The sequence below is a fragment of the Bacteroides togonis genome (assembly GCF_900130135.1).
In the GTDB taxonomy this organism is placed as follows: domain Bacteria; phylum Bacteroidota; class Bacteroidia; order Bacteroidales; family Bacteroidaceae; genus Bacteroides; species Bacteroides pullorum.
In genome coordinates this window covers 204,438-221,183 of the sequence record NZ_LT670820.1, presented here as the reverse complement: position 1 = coordinate 221,183, position 16,746 = coordinate 204,438, and the positions used below count along the sequence as shown (strand labels likewise).

Annotated in this window: 10 protein-coding genes and 3 pseudogenes; 3 read left to right on the top strand and 10 right to left on the bottom strand. The window is 45.4% G+C overall.

Features of this window, described 5'->3' with window-relative positions:
- Position 1: 1 nt before the first annotated feature.
- The 3 genes from BQ8005_RS01025 to BQ8005_RS01015 all read right to left on the bottom strand — a co-directional run bounded on the left by BQ8005_RS01025 (position 2) and on the right by BQ8005_RS01015 (position 3,729).
- Positions 2-925 carry an NAD(P)-dependent oxidoreductase gene (locus tag BQ8005_RS01025; RefSeq protein ID WP_075316774.1) on the bottom strand — a complete coding sequence of 308 codons (924 nt, stop codon included), beginning with the start codon at positions 923-925 and terminating at the stop codon, positions 2-4.
- A gap of 130 nt (positions 926-1,055) precedes the next feature.
- On the bottom strand, positions 1,056-2,123 hold the full coding sequence (gene serC, locus BQ8005_RS01020; protein WP_075316773.1) for a 3-phosphoserine/phosphohydroxythreonine transaminase: 1,068 nt from the start codon (positions 2,121-2,123) through the stop codon (positions 1,056-1,058).
- A 280-nt stretch (positions 2,124-2,403) separates the two neighbouring features.
- A complete protein-coding gene (locus BQ8005_RS01015) occupies positions 2,404-3,729 on the bottom strand; it encodes a DEAD/DEAH box helicase (RefSeq protein WP_075318823.1) in 1,326 nt (441 codons plus the stop codon).
- Between the two features lie 299 nt (positions 3,730-4,028).
- On the opposite strand from BQ8005_RS01015, the pseudogene BQ8005_RS01010 reads away from it, so the two are divergent.
- Positions 4,029-5,069 (top strand): annotated as a pseudogene (locus tag BQ8005_RS01010) (phage integrase SAM-like domain-containing protein); the annotation flags it as partial.
- Positions 5,070-5,267: 198 nt separating this feature from the next.
- Here BQ8005_RS01010 and BQ8005_RS17875 read toward each other — a convergent pair.
- From BQ8005_RS17875 to BQ8005_RS00980, 5 genes and pseudogenes are all read right to left on the bottom strand, one after another.
- Positions 5,268-8,112: pseudogene (locus tag BQ8005_RS17875) on the bottom strand (TOTE conflict system archaeo-eukaryotic primase domain-containing protein).
- Between the two features lie 5 nt (positions 8,113-8,117).
- Positions 8,118-9,488 (bottom strand): ATP-binding protein, encoded by a 1,371-nt coding sequence (locus BQ8005_RS01000; protein ID WP_075316771.1) that lies wholly within the window; start codon positions 9,486-9,488, stop codon positions 8,118-8,120.
- Between the two features lie 1,257 nt (positions 9,489-10,745).
- Positions 10,746-11,636 (bottom strand): hypothetical protein, encoded by an 891-nt coding sequence (locus BQ8005_RS00990; protein ID WP_013616405.1) that lies wholly within the window; start codon positions 11,634-11,636, stop codon positions 10,746-10,748.
- A gap of 123 nt (positions 11,637-11,759) precedes the next feature.
- Complete coding sequence (locus BQ8005_RS00985; protein WP_013616404.1) at positions 11,760-12,212, bottom strand: DUF6557 family protein; 453 nt, start codon at positions 12,210-12,212, stop codon at positions 11,760-11,762.
- 20 nt (positions 12,213-12,232) lie between these two features.
- Positions 12,233-12,598 (bottom strand): hypothetical protein, encoded by a 366-nt coding sequence (locus BQ8005_RS00980; protein ID WP_075316770.1) that lies wholly within the window; start codon positions 12,596-12,598, stop codon positions 12,233-12,235.
- 121 nt (positions 12,599-12,719) lie between these two features.
- Between BQ8005_RS00980 and BQ8005_RS00975 the strand changes: the two genes are divergently transcribed.
- Positions 12,720-13,700: a DNA-processing protein DprA gene (locus BQ8005_RS00975; protein ID WP_111936086.1), complete on the top strand. Its 981-nt coding sequence runs from the start codon at positions 12,720-12,722 to the stop codon at positions 13,698-13,700.
- Positions 13,669-14,640, top strand: a complete 972-nt coding sequence (locus tag BQ8005_RS16995) for a hypothetical protein (protein WP_013616401.1) — start codon at positions 13,669-13,671, stop codon at positions 14,638-14,640. The genes BQ8005_RS00975 and BQ8005_RS16995 overlap by 32 nt, the downstream gene beginning before the upstream one ends.
- 256 nt (positions 14,641-14,896) lie before the next feature.
- On the opposite strand, the pseudogene BQ8005_RS00965 reads toward BQ8005_RS16995, so the two are convergent.
- Positions 14,897-15,235 (bottom strand): annotated as a pseudogene (locus tag BQ8005_RS00965) (type II toxin-antitoxin system death-on-curing family toxin); the annotation flags it as partial.
- 206 nt (positions 15,236-15,441) lie between these two features.
- Complete coding sequence (locus tag BQ8005_RS00960) at positions 15,442-16,707, bottom strand: RtcB family protein (RefSeq protein WP_075316769.1); 1,266 nt, start codon at positions 16,705-16,707, stop codon at positions 15,442-15,444.
- Between the last annotated feature and the right edge of the window lie 39 nt (positions 16,708-16,746).

Below are 16,746 nucleotides of genomic sequence, written 5' to 3'. Positions count from 1 at the left end.
ATTATTTCTTGTTCACACGAAATTTCTCGCAACCGTCTTTCAGGAAGCCGACAATCTGCTTGGCGGCAGCGATACCGGCATTGATGTTGGCCTCGGCGGTCTGGGCACCCATCTTCTTCGGTGTAGAGAAATAACGACCTGCGAATTTGGCCATAAACGTTTCATGAGCAGCAGGCATGATGTCGGTCATGTACTTCAGGTCAGCACGCTCTTCCATCAGTTGGATGAGCTCAGCTTCGTTGATGACTTCCTTGCGGGCTGTGTTCACCAGCAAACCACCCTTCGGCATACGGCCTACGAGGGCATGGTTGATGGAGTTCTTCGTCTCAGCCGTAGCAGGAATGTGCAGAGAAACGACGTCGCAAGTCGAATAAAGCTCTTCAGCGCTGGCAACCGCCTTCACACCATCGGCCTCGATCACTTCATTCGGACAGAAAGCATCGTAAGCATAGATATCCATACCGAAGCCCTTGGCGATGCGTGCCACGTTACGACCTACGTTGCCATAGGCATGAATACCTAGCTTCTTACCCTTCAGCTCAGAACCGGAAGTACCATTGTACATATTGCGTACAGCCATCACCATCAGACCGAATGCCAGCTCAGCCACGGCGTTGGAGTTCTGGCCCGGCGTGTTCATCACGCATACGTTGTGAGCCGTAGCGGCTTCCAAATCCACGTTGTCGTAACCAGCACCGGCACGTACCACAATCTTCAGTTGCTTGGCGGCATCGAGCACTTCAGCATCGATAATGTCGCTACGGATAATAATGGCATCTGCATCGGCCACAGCCTCCAGCAATTTAGCCTTTTCGCCATATTTTTCCAATAAAGCCAGTTCGTAACCGGCTGCTTCTATTTCTTTACGGATACCGTCGACAGCCACTTTGGCGAACGGCTTATCGGTTGCTACCAATACTTTCATAACTATAGTGTTTTAAATGGTTGGAAAAAGAATTCACCACAGAATACACCCATCATCACAGCCATCATCCCATAAGAGTATCTGTGGTAATCTGTGCAATCTGTGGTGAACAACAATTGATTTATTTGAATTAATGGAGTTTCTCAAATTCCTGCATGCAGTCGATCAAGGCCTGTACGCTTTCCTTCGGCATGGCGTTGTAGCAAGAAGCACGGAAACCGCCTACCGAACGGTGACCCTTGATGCCCACCATTCCTCTTTCGGTAGCGAACTTCAGGAAGTCAGCCTCCAGTTCCTTGTATTCGGGAGCCATCACGAAACAGATGTTCATGCGCGAACGGTCTTCCTTGGCAGCCGTACCCACAAACAGCTTGTTGCGGTCGATTTCGGCATACAACATGTTGGCTTTCTCAATGGCACGACGCTCCATTTCCTTCACACCACCCTGAGCCTTGATCCAACGAAGAGTCAGCATGGCCGAATAGATGGGCAGTACGGGAGGCGTATTGAACATGGAACCACCATCAATGTGTGTCTGATAGTTCAGCATGGTCGGGATGTAGCGGGAAACCTTGCCTACAGCCTCGTTCTTCACGATAACGAAGGTCACACCGGCAGGAGCCAGGTTCTTTTGTGCACCGCCATAGATACAAGTATATTTGGATACGTCGATCGGACGAGAGAAGATATCGGACGACATGTCGGCAATCAAAGGCACGGGAGAGTCAATGTCTTTCAGGATTTCCGTACCATAGATAGTATTGTTCGTCGTGATGTGGAAATAGTCGGCATCTGTCGGGATGGTATAATCCTTCGGAATATAGGTATATGTAGCTTCTGCCGAGCTGGCCACTTCTACAGCCTCGCCAAAACCTTTGGCTTCCTTCAGGGCTTTCTTGGCCCATACGCCCGTATTCAGATAAGCAGCTTTCTTTTCGAGGAAATTATAGGGAACCATGCAGAACTGGGTACTGGCACCACCACCGAGGAACAGGACGGAATAACCGTCAGGGATATTCAGCAATTCCTTGAACAAAGCAACTGCTTCGTCCATCACGGCCTGAAAATCTTTGGAACGATGGCTGATTTCCATAACGGAAAGTCCGGAGCCATTAAAATCCAATACACCTTTAGCTGTTTCTTCGATGACCTCACGCGGAAGGATGGAGGGTCCTGCACTGAAATTATGCTTTTTCATTGTAACAAAGTTTTGGTTATACGATGCGTTATTTATGTCTTTCGACAAGGCGAAATTACGGATTTATTTCTATAATCCAAATTTTTCTATCCAATTTCTCGCTTTTCAGGGCAAAATGCTTTCCATTTTATTGCTTTACACACAATAAATACACTATTTTGTTATGTAGAGATAGCAATAATCAGGGTAAAGAAGTATCAAAATGTAAAATTCACACTTATTTTCCGGGAAATATTCCAATATCTACTTTACAAAATGTAAGTTAAAACAGCTTCCAAAATCACTTCGCTTCTTCAATAAGCGTCTTTATTCCCTTGATTTTTTCACCTTGAACCAAAGAAAGCACCTGTTTGGCCTTACTGCGACGGATGGCCACAAAGGCATAGTGATCCTTCACGTCGACCTGACCGACATCCTCGCGCGACAGCCCACCTTTCTTATATAGAAAACCTACGATGTCCACCTTATTCAGCTTGTCCTTTTTTCCTTTACCTATATATAAAGTTGTCCAACGAGCCTTGACGGGTTTGGGTGTTTCTTCAGGTAAATCGAAAACGGGAACATCTTGATGGATATATTCAGGCAGACGCTCTTCGGCATGAAGAAGCAGGAACGACGAGCCGGTGGCATCCCATCGGGCCGTACGTCCGTTGCGATGCGTGAAAGCTTCTTCATTAACGGGCAGGTGGTAGTGGACCACATTCTCGATGCCGGGAATGTCGAGTCCGCGGGCAGCCAGGTCGGTCGATACCAGCACAGGCGAACTGCCGTTACGGAATTTGTAGAGCGCCCGTTCGCGGTCGGGCTGCTCCATGCCGCCATGAAAGGCTTCGCAAGGAAACTTCTTCGACTTCAGGAAGGAAACCACACGATCCACACTCTCACGATAATTAACAAACACGAGTGTCGGCTTATGGGCTACGGTGCAAAGCAACCGATAAAGGGTCTCAAGCTTGTCTTTTTGAGGAGAAAGCACCTGTTGCAGGTTCAGACGGGAAGAAACGACTTCACCTTCCAGAAAATCGAGTTTCACCACTCCCCTATCCCCTTCTTCCACTCCCGTGAACTGAGGAATTTCTTCGGCATCGGTAGCCGAGAGCAACACTCGCTTCTCCAGCCGGGGCAGCTGGCCCACCACTTCGGCCATCTCTTCCTGAAAACCGAACTCCAGACATTTATCGAACTCATCGATCACGAGCGTCTTGATTTGCGCTACTCCGAAATTTTCCTTATGCAGGTGGTCGTTCATACGGCCGGGCGTTCCTATGATGACCGCCGGCTTCAGACTCTTCATCGTGCGGTGTTCGTCCATGGCCGGACGCCCACCATAGCAGCTCATCACCTTGAAGCCCGTGTTCATGGCCTTGAACACACCCTCGATCTGCAACGCCAGTTCGCGCGATGGCACCAGCACCACAGCCTGTACCTCTTCCGTCGAAGCCGACAAGCGTTGTACCAGCGGCAGGAGGAATGCCAGCGTCTTTCCCGAACCCGTAGGCGAAAGGACAATCAGACTTCTGCATTCCCCATATGCCCTACCCACGGCTTCCTGCATAGGGTTCAACTGTTCTATTTTCAAATTCTCAAGTATATCGGTTGTTTTCATCATTCAATCAAATCTTGGTTTCGACAAACTTACGGAAAATCTCCGGAATATCCGCCGATTTGCAGCAGATTAACGCAACAGGATTTGATAATTAGGGAGTTAGAGGAAAAACGCAGAAGTTGGGCAGACAGTTGAAAATCGTCTTAAAGCAGATTAAAGCAAAAGAACGGTTTCCTAATCATTACCCGATGAAAGTGCAGATTTAACAGTCCCTGTTTCATTTTGCGGCGTTCTGCGCAGCTTTACTTATCAATAGGTAACTTGTTGATTTATAGTTTTGCAACCAAAAAGAAACGAGTATGGCAAGAAGCACATTCAAGGTGCTGTTCTACGTGAACGGCAGTAAGGAAAAGAACGGAATTGTCCCCATCATGGGACGGGTTACAATCAACGGAACGGTAGCACAGTTCAGCTGCAAGCGGACTATCCCGAAAGAGCTTTGGGATGCCAAAGGGAACAAGGCAAAGGGCAAGAGTATGGAAGCGAGGGAAACCAATCTTGCGCTTGACAACATCAAGGCTCAAATCATCAAGCATTACCAGCGTATATCCGACCGTGAAGCGTATGTAACGGCAGAAATGGTACGCAATGCCTATCAGGGATTGGGCGGTGAGTATGAAACGTTGCTCGGTGCTTTTGACAAGGAAAATGAAGTGTTCAAGAAGCGTGTCGGAAAAGACAGGGTCAGGGCTACCTATATGGCAAGGGTACGGGCAAGAAACCATGTGGCGGCATTCATCAGGTCACATTACAAGCGGAACGACATCTCCATGCCTGAACTTACGCCCGACTTCATCAAGGAGTTCGCCGTGTTCCTGTCCAACGAAGCCGGACTTCACAACGGTTCGATATGGGAAAACTGCATGTGGCTGAAAGGTGTGGTGATGCGAGCGCATTTCAACGGACATATACCGAGAAATCCGTTTGCCCAGTTCCATATAAGCCCGAACACGAAAGAGCGTGAATATCTGACGGAGAATGAGCTGAAAACATTAATGGAATTTCAGTTCAAAGACCCTAAGAACTCCTATCTCCGTGATATTTTTGTTTTCGCCAGTTTTACCGCCCTGTCATTCGTGGATATAAAGGAATTAAACAATGACCAGATTGTGGAAGTGAACGGTGAGAAATGGATTATTTCCAAACGACACAAGACGGGTGTACCGTTTCAGGTAAAGCTGCTGGATATTCCCTTGCAGATAATCGAGCGTTACAAGGCTTTTCAGGAAAACAATCTTGTATTTCCCAATCTCAACTATTGGTCAATATGCAAGCGTATGGGAAAGATGATAAAGGAATGCGGCATCACCAAGAAAATCAGCTTTCACGCGTCAAGACACATCAATTCTTCTTACTCATTGAAAACAAGAAACTTACAAAGATTATCAGCTTAACAGGTAACGATATGGAAACCAGCGGGCTTCTATATTCTACAATGTTCTGCACTAATCAAAAGAACGCTTCTCTCATTTGCAAAAGTAGTGTTTTTATCCCTTATTACCAAAGTTATTCCTCTGAAAAATAGAGAAAATTTAGCGTTACGTATAAAGCACTTCCAAAACATTCTCTGCCAAAGCTGAATCATAAATACGTATGGCATTGTTTTCATCTGTGTTGTAACCAAGATAGTTAATATTGCCATACCATATCAGGGATTTGTCAATGATTGCAACGTCAATAGCCAATGTGTCATTAATCCTAATACTTGCTCCTATGCCTTTTAGCTTTTCCTCTTTTTCCAAATTACTTTTGATAAAAGCGACAACTTCCACACCCCGCGCCGATAGTTCTTTTAGCATCTCAAGTACGGAAGAGTGCTTGGCAAACCAAAGTTTTGTAGCGGAAATGACAACCGAACGCTTTGCCTGGTGTAAATCCTTGAAAAATTCACTTTGGTATGTATGTCCATTAAAAATAACGCTTTGACTTTCGTTGAACAAGTCTATTGGCGCGTTTGACTTAATCTGATAGCCGACAGACGCATATCCTTTCAATCTACGCTTGTACATGACATCACACATCGGTACGCGAATGTCAATGTAATCGTAAATCCGGACTTCTTTCTTACCCGGGTATTCCCGATGCAACCGTCCGGCATATTGCGCGATGAGACCTTTCCATGAGACAGGCAATGCCAAGAACAAAGTGTCCAACCGGGGATAGTCGAAACCCTCACCCACATATTTTCCGGTTGCCACTATAACAAGCGGTTCCGATAATGATATGTCTTGTAAGTATTCCATTTTCTGACGTTTCTCCTTTGCCGATTCGGAACCGACAAGAGTAATGACATGTTTACAGTGTGGTATTAACGCGCCTGCTAATGTTTCGACATGGGCGGTGAGGTTGGTCAGTACAACTGGTGAACGCCCTTCTTTCAGAGCCACGCATACATCCTCTATTATAAGTCCGTTCCTATTTTCATCATCAGCCATTTTCTGAACCATCCGGGCATAAGTGGACTTTTCATCCGTCAACTCTCTATAAGAAGTAAAGCGGGGAACAAGCAGGCGTGTGAATGTTTGGGAGGTCATTTGGACCTTTGCATCTGCCGAATAGCGGATAGGGCCGCATTGCATGAAAATAATAGGCTGGTGCCCGTCCTTGCGGATTGCGGTAGCTGTCAGTCCATAGACATAACTGGCATTGGCATACTTCAATATCCGTTCAAAATTCACAGCTGATACATGATGGCATTCGTCCACAATCAGCATTCCGTAATTCCGAACAAAAGATTTCACCCCGTTGTCTTCCAAACAGGATTGCATCAAGGCAATGTCTATTTTCCCATGCAGTGAATTTCCCTTAGAATCCAATGTACCGAACGGTGAAAAGGCTTTTTTACGGCCACGTTTCTTTGGAGTATCTTCTTCCGTAAAGTCTATTTCCAAAAATTCTTCCAAACGGGATTTCCATTGGTCCAATAAAGCTTTAGTGTGTACAAGTATCAGCGTATTTACTTTCCATTCAGCAAGTAGGCCAATAGCCGTAACCGTTTTTCCAAATGCGGTAGTGGCATTCAATACCCCGTTGTCATGTGCTGTCAAACTGGCTATGGCTGCTTTCTGCTCTTCACGGAATTCGCCTTTAAACCTTACGGTTACGTTCTCTCCATGATTGGTCTTATCCTCTATCCGGTAGGTGATTTGGTTGCTTTCCAAAAGAGCAACAACCGCATCTTCACATCCACGGGGCAGGGTGATGTAATCCTCTTCCATATCGGCACAGGAAATGATACAGGGAATGTTGTAAGTAGACAAGCGCATACCTCGTCTGGCATAAAACTCCGGATTCTTGAATGAGGCAATCCGTTTCAGATGGTTGATTGCTCTTGCGGAAAACCCAGACAAAGGGATGTATAGCATATTGGAACGTATGAGAATTAGGATTAGCAGGAAAATCGTTAGGAGTGATTTTCTGAGGTACCGGAGTCTCCCACGGTTTGGATTCACTGGTAGTGGACAATTCACCCAAATCAGAATCTGTTCTATGTTTAGCCAATATTGCATCAATCATTGTTTCGGAAATCCGTTTTATCTGAAGTAGATAGTCCCACTGGTCCTCGTAAACTGTAAAATTCTCGTTTACAAATACGCTGTTTCCTTCTTTGCGTGCTTTCCCTTGTAATGGCAACGCCACCAGATTCCCGAAACCACCCTCTGGCAACCTGTCCTGATTAGGAAAGAAACGGTCGTATGATTTGAAGTCCATCCTTCCGTATCTTTCTGTCGCTTCCGTCAATATCGTATTTCCAAGCCTTCGTGCCTTGGATGCAGGCAACGGCTGTTCAAAGAACATCCAAACATGTGCGCCGTTCCCGGAACGGGAGCGTTCAATGGAGCAAGGAACATTCCAATCCTTGCAGACCCCGACATACGCCAACACATCTTTCTTGTATCCATGTTCGCATGACTTGTCATCAAAATCCGCGCACAGGAAGTTACACGTATTGTCGGCAAGAATGGCATAGGCACCGATTACATCCTGCCCGTCCGAACTCTTCCCTTCAAGATGTCGATAGATATCCTCATACTCCAAGGGCTTGAAAGCCCTGTTGGGGCATTCCGTACATTTATATCTTTTCTTGTCACACAATTGCCTATCCCATTCGTTCCGACATACAGGCTGGTAGCCGGATTTTCCGCTTGTCCGGCTGTACCATCTCCGCGCGAATACATCCTCACGTCCTTTGAAGAGATTGCGGAACACATCCACTTTTTCTTCCAAAGACAAATGTCGCTTTATAATGGGTTGTGTCAAGTGAGTACCTTTGCTGCAGAGCAAAGACTGTAGTCTGTCTACCTCCTTATGAAGAAGCTCATTTTCCATAAGAAGTTTGTTGTATGCCGCCAACAGTTCTTGGTATGTAAGCTGTTTTCCCATATCATTCAAAGCAACGGTGTCATATATAAAGGTAGGTACACAATGCCATCTTCTGTTTTCACATCCTTGTCGTGAAGCACGTAGGGTGTGGATAACTGGGAGCCATACTTGGCTATGCACTTTCTCAATGAATTCAGTGTGTAACGTTGCCCGGACTTCACCTCTATGGGGGAAATATTATGCCTGCTGGTCGTTATAGGTTTGGCTATCAGGAAATCAATTTCCATACGGTCTTCGGCTGATGTCCGGGAACTGTTGCTGAAAAAGTAGAGTTTGTGTCCTGTCGCCCGAAGCATTTGCGCCACGATGTTCTCCACCAACATACCTTCGTTTACTTCCAGCTTGTCAAACATCAGTTTACGGTAAAGGTCCGCACTTACGATTCCACGTTCGTCAAAGGCGTGGCTGATGAGCAGCCCGGTATCACCCATATAACATTTCAGCGTTGTACGTTCTTCATTCAGTTTCAAGCCGATACTCGGTTCGGTCGAATTATAACAACAGTTAATTATTTTAGCGTCACTCAGCCAAAAGAAAGCCTGTGAATAATCACGCATACGGGCTTCACTCTGCAATGCGGATAAGACAAACTTCTTTTCGTGTTTCTGCAATTGCCCCGGAATCTCCTCAAAGATAGCGGCAACTTTTGTTTCCTGATTGTCCGCATATTGGCGGATGTCATTGCGGTAAAGAGCCAATATATCGCGCTTCACCTCATCTACCTTTTCAAAATCCCGCGTTTCCACATATTTCTGTACAGCCTGTGGCATTCCTCCGACAATCAGATATTGCCGGAAATAGTCCATTGCCCGGCGGTGGAAAGCCTCCATCGGAAGACGTTTGTCAAACCGCATCCGGATGTAAGACATCAGCATTTCATCACCCATTGCCCACAGGAATTCCTCAAAGTCCATCGGAAACATTTCAATGGCATGTTCTTCGGATGGCAACATGATGTCCTTGACATTCTTCTTAATGGAAATAAGCGAGCCAGTCTCAATATAGTCATAACGCCTGTCTGCAACCAAGTGCTTGATGGCTGCACGGGCACGGGGGCAGAACTGTACTTCGTCGAATATGACCAAGGAACGGGCTTCCTCGCCTTTCGTCTGGCGGGGAGTAAGTTTCCGCCTGAAGTAAAGTTCCAGACTCATGAAAAGCATATCGAGGTCATCCAGATAAAGGTTGAAAAACTCCATTACCTGAGGATTTACCTTGCTGAAGTCCACCAGAATGTAAGACTCGTATTCTTTGCGTGCAAATTCTTCCACGATATAACTTTTCCCTATACGCCTGGCTCCTTCTATCAAAAGGGCAGTATCACCCTTATGGTTTTTCTTCCATTCCAACAGTTTATCATATATCTTTCTTTTCATAATTCACCTATTCGCCTTTATTGTCTGATTAATATTTCACGTATTCGAGATTATTATGTCTGCAAATATACACATTTTCTTGTATTAGAAAGAATTTTGATATCGCCACATTGAAAGGCGAACTCATTGTACCACCGATTTACTTCCTCTGAACTCTACTCCTCTAAATCCGCGCCCCATTGATGAAACTTTTATTTGAAGTTTCGCTGTTGTAAACCAGCACAACAGCACGACAGCAAACCAGCATATCATTGAAACTATGTTGCTTCCTATCTGCATTGGATTACTTTCTTGGTTGTCCGGTTCTGTTCATCGTAGATTTTGCAAACCATTGGTTCGCTGAGTTTGTGAACAAGCGAGGATGTATTTGCTCAAAATAGCATTTCCTTATTAGTCTAATGTCAGTTTGGGCTGTGATTGGCACATATCGACATCGAATTGACACTATTGTCTGTTTTTCAGAAGGATGAAAATCCGGCTTTGTTCCCTGTAATCTCAATAAGGTGCAGGCTTACACACCGCCCTATTCCCTTTCTTCTTTTGGGCAGCTTGGGCATCGGGAAACGATGCTTTGAAAGCCGAAATAACAACACTTGTTCAAATCCGTTTATTGACGGATTTCTTGTGCTCTCAAAAGCACAGCAAGGTGTCCTTCGGGTTACCCGAAGGCTTTTCGGTTACTGCCGAAAAGTGGCAGCAGCAAGGTATGTTTCGAGTTACTCGAAACCTTTCGGGTTACTCCCCGAAAGCCTTGCCGCTGGTTGCACCTCCGAAGTCGGGCAACCTGAATAACGGATGACACTAATTCCTCCGTTTATTCCCAAACAATCTGACAAGAGACATTGGATGACAAGCTGATGTTTTTCTTATTCCTAACATTCTCATACAAATATGAGCCATCAGACCTATACACAAAAAGACAGACAACAGGCATATCTTAATTTTCTCAACAAGAGTGAATGGTTCTTTGGGATGTTGTATCGCATTTCTTAATGATTCCATATACAGACCAGATATTTCAAGTTAGGAACGGAGCTGTCCGAACGATGTCCATTCCGGAACATCAAGACACAGACAAAGACTACGGCAAAGGCTCAGACCGGATGTGCATCATGCAGGCATTAGCTACATCCGCCGTTTTTTTTATTTGACATACCTTGTACCTTCGTACTTTTCACACACAATAGGACTGACAGCTCCCGTTCCATCAAAGCCATGATTAGCTTCCATTGAGAAGCAGGTTCACAACACCTTGTTTTATTCTTCCAATTTATTCAATCTCTCATAAGTATCTTGCAAGGCTTCCGGCACCACAATCTTCAAGCGGGAAATACGTTCCCGTTCTTCCAATTGCCACTCTTTGTATTGGGTAAAAAGCTGCATGTGACGCTGTTTCTCCTGTTCCAATGCCTGCTTGAATTGCTGGATGTCCTCCAAGGTCTTCTTTTCCGCTTGTTTCTTGATGGCAAACTTCATCCTGTTCAGCTCACGTTCATTTTGGCGATGCCATTTCTGAAGTTCAAAGAACACGTCTTCCACCTTTTGCGGGTTTACGGATGGAGTATGCGCATAAATCAGCGTGTCTTTCCCATTGCCGTCCGTGCTATAAGGTTTCACCATTTTATTTTGCAATTCTTCACGGGCAGCAGAGAACGCGCCGCCCGGATGAATATATTTGCCAATGGTAGCGGCCACGGCTTCCAGTTGGAAATAACGGTTACGTTCTTTGATGTTCAGCAGCGAAATTATATCCGCTTCCTTGGTCTCTTCCGGATACTTCGGTTTGGAAGGGAGTTCAATCCCTTTGTCTGTACACCATTCCTCAAAAGTCTGATTGGCAACCCGTTTCAGTTCCTTGTCTTTGGCTTTGACCGCTTCCCTCATCCAAGCGCAGAAAGCGTTCATAGAAGAAATTTCCTCCAAAAGCGGGCGCACTTGCTCCAACATTTTTTCATCATAGCCGATGTTGACGGTCTTGCCCGATTCGGAAGCAGAGCCTACAATATCGACTTTTGTAGTGACAAAGGTCAAATTTTTCAGTTTTGCCTCACAACCGGCTATGACTTCTTGTGCGATATCCGCCAGATGGGATGCCGAAGTAGAGGTCAATCCATGCTCGCTGAAAAAGATTTCGTTGGTTGTTTCCATTTTAATGATAATTAAAAGATTCTTATCCACCGTTCTTCTGACATGCCGCCACACGAGTGGACGATGTAATAAAGCACAACGGCCATAGCCAATCCGATTAGTATGGCGGTAAATACCCTTCGTTTATTTATTGGCATTCCTACTCCGATTAAAAAAACGTTCCTGATTTTCATTCGACATCGCCTCCGTACCGCCATAGTATGTGATTTCCCAAAGCAATCCGGCAACCAACTCTTTCGGAGCGATTTTTACGTCTTCCCCTATTACGATTTCCATACCGACACTTTCTGCCCAATGTGAGTGATTCGAGAGGGGATAGCATAGTGCATTGTCTTCTTTTGCATAGACAGAACAGTTCATGTCCACCATTGGTATGCAACCCTCCCAACGATACCCCAAACGGATATAGTAAGGGGAATGCACCGGTTTTATCTCCTGTATCGAATGATAGATTTTTCGCCAGCCCTCCATGTCAAGTCGTGCGGCCTGTTCCGGCGCATTCCGTTGCCACAAAGTTTTGAACGCCGGGGCTATCTCGTCAAAACTGAATTGTTCCAATAAATCTTTGAATGTCATATTGCAAAAAATTAAAATTATTATATCCACAAATCTCCGTAATGGTCGATGAAGAGTTTCATGCCTTCACGGATGCGTTTCCGCTTCTCCGCATCTTCCTCGCTCCATTGGTCTGTACGCTGGTACTCCTCGAAAGCATAAATCATCTTGCGGATGATGTTCAGCCATTCCGCATAGCCTTTGTCTTCTCCATGCTTTTCAATGATGTTGCCCGGTGTACCGCCGTATGACCCTTTTTCTGCCTTCAAGAAAGCCCGAAGATGGTTGGCGATAATCCTTGCCAAACGTGTGTCCAAAGACCATACGTCTTCATACGATACTTCCGCATATCCCTCGTGGCATTTGGCTTTCCACGCTTTTTCTTTCCATGCCGGTGTCTTGTTCATACCTTCTGTTTTTTGCAAAGGTATTCGCGCTAAATGCCAAATCGTGGCAGAACAGAAAAATAATTTGCCTATGCTTCAATTCAGCACATTTAATGATTTCTTTTGCAAGCAAAAACTTATTATGGAAGATTTTGATTTGCCAGACATTCTGAAAGGAAGAATTGAGAAAAGGAAAGAAGAAGAAACCGAATGGAAAGCCTCATGTCTTTCAGTGGAAGAATTGCTTTGCTTGCAACTGCTGGGATATTCTTCCCGGCAAATAATAGAAAGAGTTAATCCCGAAGTTAACGAACAGCTAAAAAGGACGGCAGCAAAAGCCACTCGTGAGCTTGACAAAGCGAAACGGATATTGGACAGGCAGGCTAAAGCAGGAGTTATCACTATTCCGTATTATGCAGTCGATTATCCTTACCATTTCAGGAATCTATGCAATGACACCCCACCTCTCATTCATGTATCAGGCAATTTGGAATTGCTCAACCGGAACGATACAGTGACCATTATCGGTGCCCGTGCAGCCGATGCTGAAGGTTTGGACGCAGCTTATCGGTTTGGCAAGCAGATAGGCGGGCAAGACCATGTGGTAATCAGCGGTCTTGCATTGGGATGCGACACGGCGGCGCATCGGGGTTGTCTTGATGCGGAGGGGCAGACTATCGCCATTGTCGCTTCCGGATTGGACATCACACATCCAAAAGTAAACAAAACCTTACAGGAGGAAATCGTGGCAAAAGGTGGAACTATCGTGTCCGAACATCCGTTCGGCATGAAGGCAAACCCTACGAGGCTGGTTGCCCGATGCCGTATGCAAGTGGCTTTGACCCAATCGGTCATTGTGGCGCAATGCCCCATTATCAGCGGAACCATGTATGCCGTGCGCTTCGCACAGGAATATGACGGTGATTTCTTTGGTTGGGAGAACGACATTTATGCGGTGGAGTATGACACATGGGATGAACTAAACTCCGGCAACAAATTCTTACTAGACTATAATCTTGCCATTCCTCTCCGACCGGAACAAAACATTACGCTGAATCAATCTTATCAACTAACAATAAACGACATCAAAAATGACACTGAAAGAACTTATCATGAAGGTTGACTTCGACAGCCTTCTCCCGTATCTGGAGAAATGGGAAAAGAAGAATTTGGATAACATCTATGCCTTCCGTGAAGCATACGATATTCTTAGGAACATGGAACCGGACAAGGATTATAGAGGGGAAGTTACCATAATAACGACAACAAGAGAAGACGGAACAAAAATCACACAGGTAAACTTCTTGGACGATAATGTATGGGAGAAAGAATTGGCTAAAGAATTTGTTTTTCCCAACGGCATGCAGCTCAATATGGAAGAACTTGCCATGCGCTGCCTGTGGGAAATCACTTTCTATGGTTTCTCACCCGTAGATCGTGAAGACACATTCTCCAAGATGTTCGGCAGGCGGAAGCCTCTGAATCGTTACGAAGTGGCATTGGACAAGTTGGAAGAAAGCATGTGGAAGCATCAGACCCCTCGCAAGTTCCGTGCAAGGGATGAAGACGGTGCACGGCTGACCATTGCACATTTCCCATTCAAGTTTTGTAACAAGCCGATGAACCGCAGCAAGAAAAAACGGAAATACCGTCAAGACAAGCGCGAAGAATATCTTGAGGTCATGGCAAAACGGGAAACGCTCATACAGATGCTTACCATTCCGGGCAGCAGCTTTAAGCGTAGCGATGTGGAATTTTTGTTCGATATTGCGTATGGCATCCGGTATGATTATTGTTCCGTTGTTCTTGGAACAAACGGACGGTTGGACTATATCCTTGAGTCCATGACAAAATACCAACAGCTTGATTTAAGCCGATATGACCATGCGATTGTATTTATCCGCTATTCTTCCTGTTATCCGCCGGATAATACAGAACTGGAGACATTCCGTCAAGCGGTGCATAACCGGTTGGGATATGAAAATATCCTGTTCGGTACTGTCGTAGAGAATAATGAATGTGAACAAATAAAAGTTATGTTGCTATTGAATAAAGCTGTTTGAAGATAGCAAAGAAGAAAGTGCAGATCAATTTTTAGCACCTTCTTCTTTGTTGTATTTCCTTGAATTTCGATTCGGCCAATATATACCCTCTGAGAACGAAGATATACTTCATCGCCAGTTTAATATATACTACAACAGCCAACGAAGATATACTTCATCGGCAAACGAAGTATATCTTCATTTTCAATGTGGTCGGGTTGGGTAAATTACGAACATTCATATTTTCTTATATGGGATTTATAGAAAAAGGAAAAAATTATCCGATACAGTGCATGACGATACTGACCATAATCTCTTTCTCCTCCATGCGTGACTCAGCAACCATAATTGTAAGTGCAACCAGCGTATGGTCGGCTATGCGTTTCTGACCTTTTCCGTCATACAGGATACCGTTGAGGTTGAGGAAGTATAGAAACAAAGCTGCCGTTATACGCTTGTTGCCATCGTTAAAACTGTGGTTCTTGGTGATGAAATAAAGCAGATTGGCAGCTTTCTCTTCCACCGATGGATAGACATCCTTTCCTGCGAAACTCTGGTAAATGTTTCCAATGCTGCCTCTGAATGAATCATCCTTTTCATGACCGAACAAGTCCGACTCGCAGCTGAAACGCATTGTGTCAATCAGGCTTCGGCACTCTTCGTAGGTAAGAACGTATGTGCCTTTACATCCCTGCGGTCGGGACATCCGTTGATGATCGTAATCATCGAGCATGGAAAGCGCCAAGCTATAGTCTTCAAATACATTGAAAATTTGTTGAAAATCCGTCATACTTCTTGTCCTATTCATTTCCAATAGGTGGCTTACTCCGCCGCCTTAAAGTTATACACCGGTTTAATGACATTCACCACTGATACAGTATCGTTGATATTGCGGATAATCTCGTCCTTTGGCTTATACACCATCGGCGACTCGTCCTTGGTCTCTTCGTTCACGCATTCTGTATAGATGCCTTGCATAGAGCGGGCATAATCATCCAAACTGATGTTCTGGAAAGCTTGACTTCGGCTCATGATGCGGCCTGCACCGTGGGGAGCAGAGCAGTTCCAATCTTCGTTGCCTTTACCGATGCAGATGAGAGAACCGTCACGCATATTCAACGGGATGATACATTTTTCTCCGGCATTGGCAGAGATGGCACCCTTACGGATGATGTTATCATCGCTAATATAGTTATGGATGCTTTCAAACTGAAGGTTGTCTTCACACATGTCGGCATATCCCTGACGGATAAGGTAATCCATGATAAGCCCCGTAATCATGCGCCGGTTTATCTTTGCCCATTGCTGGCAGAGGCGCATGTCGTACAGGTAGTCTTCCCGATAGGTGCCCTCCAAGTAGGACAAATCGGGCGGTATCGTAGGTTTACGCATCTTGAATGAATTGTGCAGTTCGCGGATAACGTCCTGCAACTCGTCTTTCCGTCCGGCCTGCTTGTATTCCGCAATCAGACGGTTCTGTTCCTCCATCAGTTCCGCCCAACCGGACTGGCATTTCACGGCTAACTTCTGGTAATTATCGGCAACTTGTTTGCCCAGATTACGGCTTCCGGTATGCACAACCAAATAAAATAGACCGCTTTCATCCTTATCCAATTCAATGAAATGGTTGCCTCCGCCCAGCGAACCGATGGAGAGATTGAGGCGTTTCGTCTCTTTCAATTCCCGGTAGCAACACATCTGTTTGATGAGGTCCTTGCTCTCGCGGTAAGCATCCATATACTTTTGTGGCAGTGTTGCATACTTGTTGTCCCGATAATTGCGTCCTGACGGGATGTGATGTAGGATGAACTCATTCAAGGCGTGGTAATCTATCTCTTTCATGCAGGTGAACGACTGCACAAGAATGCCGCAACCGATGTCCACACCTACGATATTGGGGATAACCTTGTCTCCCAAGTCACCTGTAAAGCCGATGACACAGCCTGCCCCGGCATGAACGTCGGGCATGATGCGGATTTTGCAACCGCTGAATGCGGGGATAGCCAGCAACTGTTCTATCTGTTCGATAGCAGTTGTCTCTATGTTGTCCGTAAATATCTTCACGTTGTGATTTTGAATTGTTTTCATCGTTGCCTTATTTTCATGATTTTCGTTGCAAAAGTAACG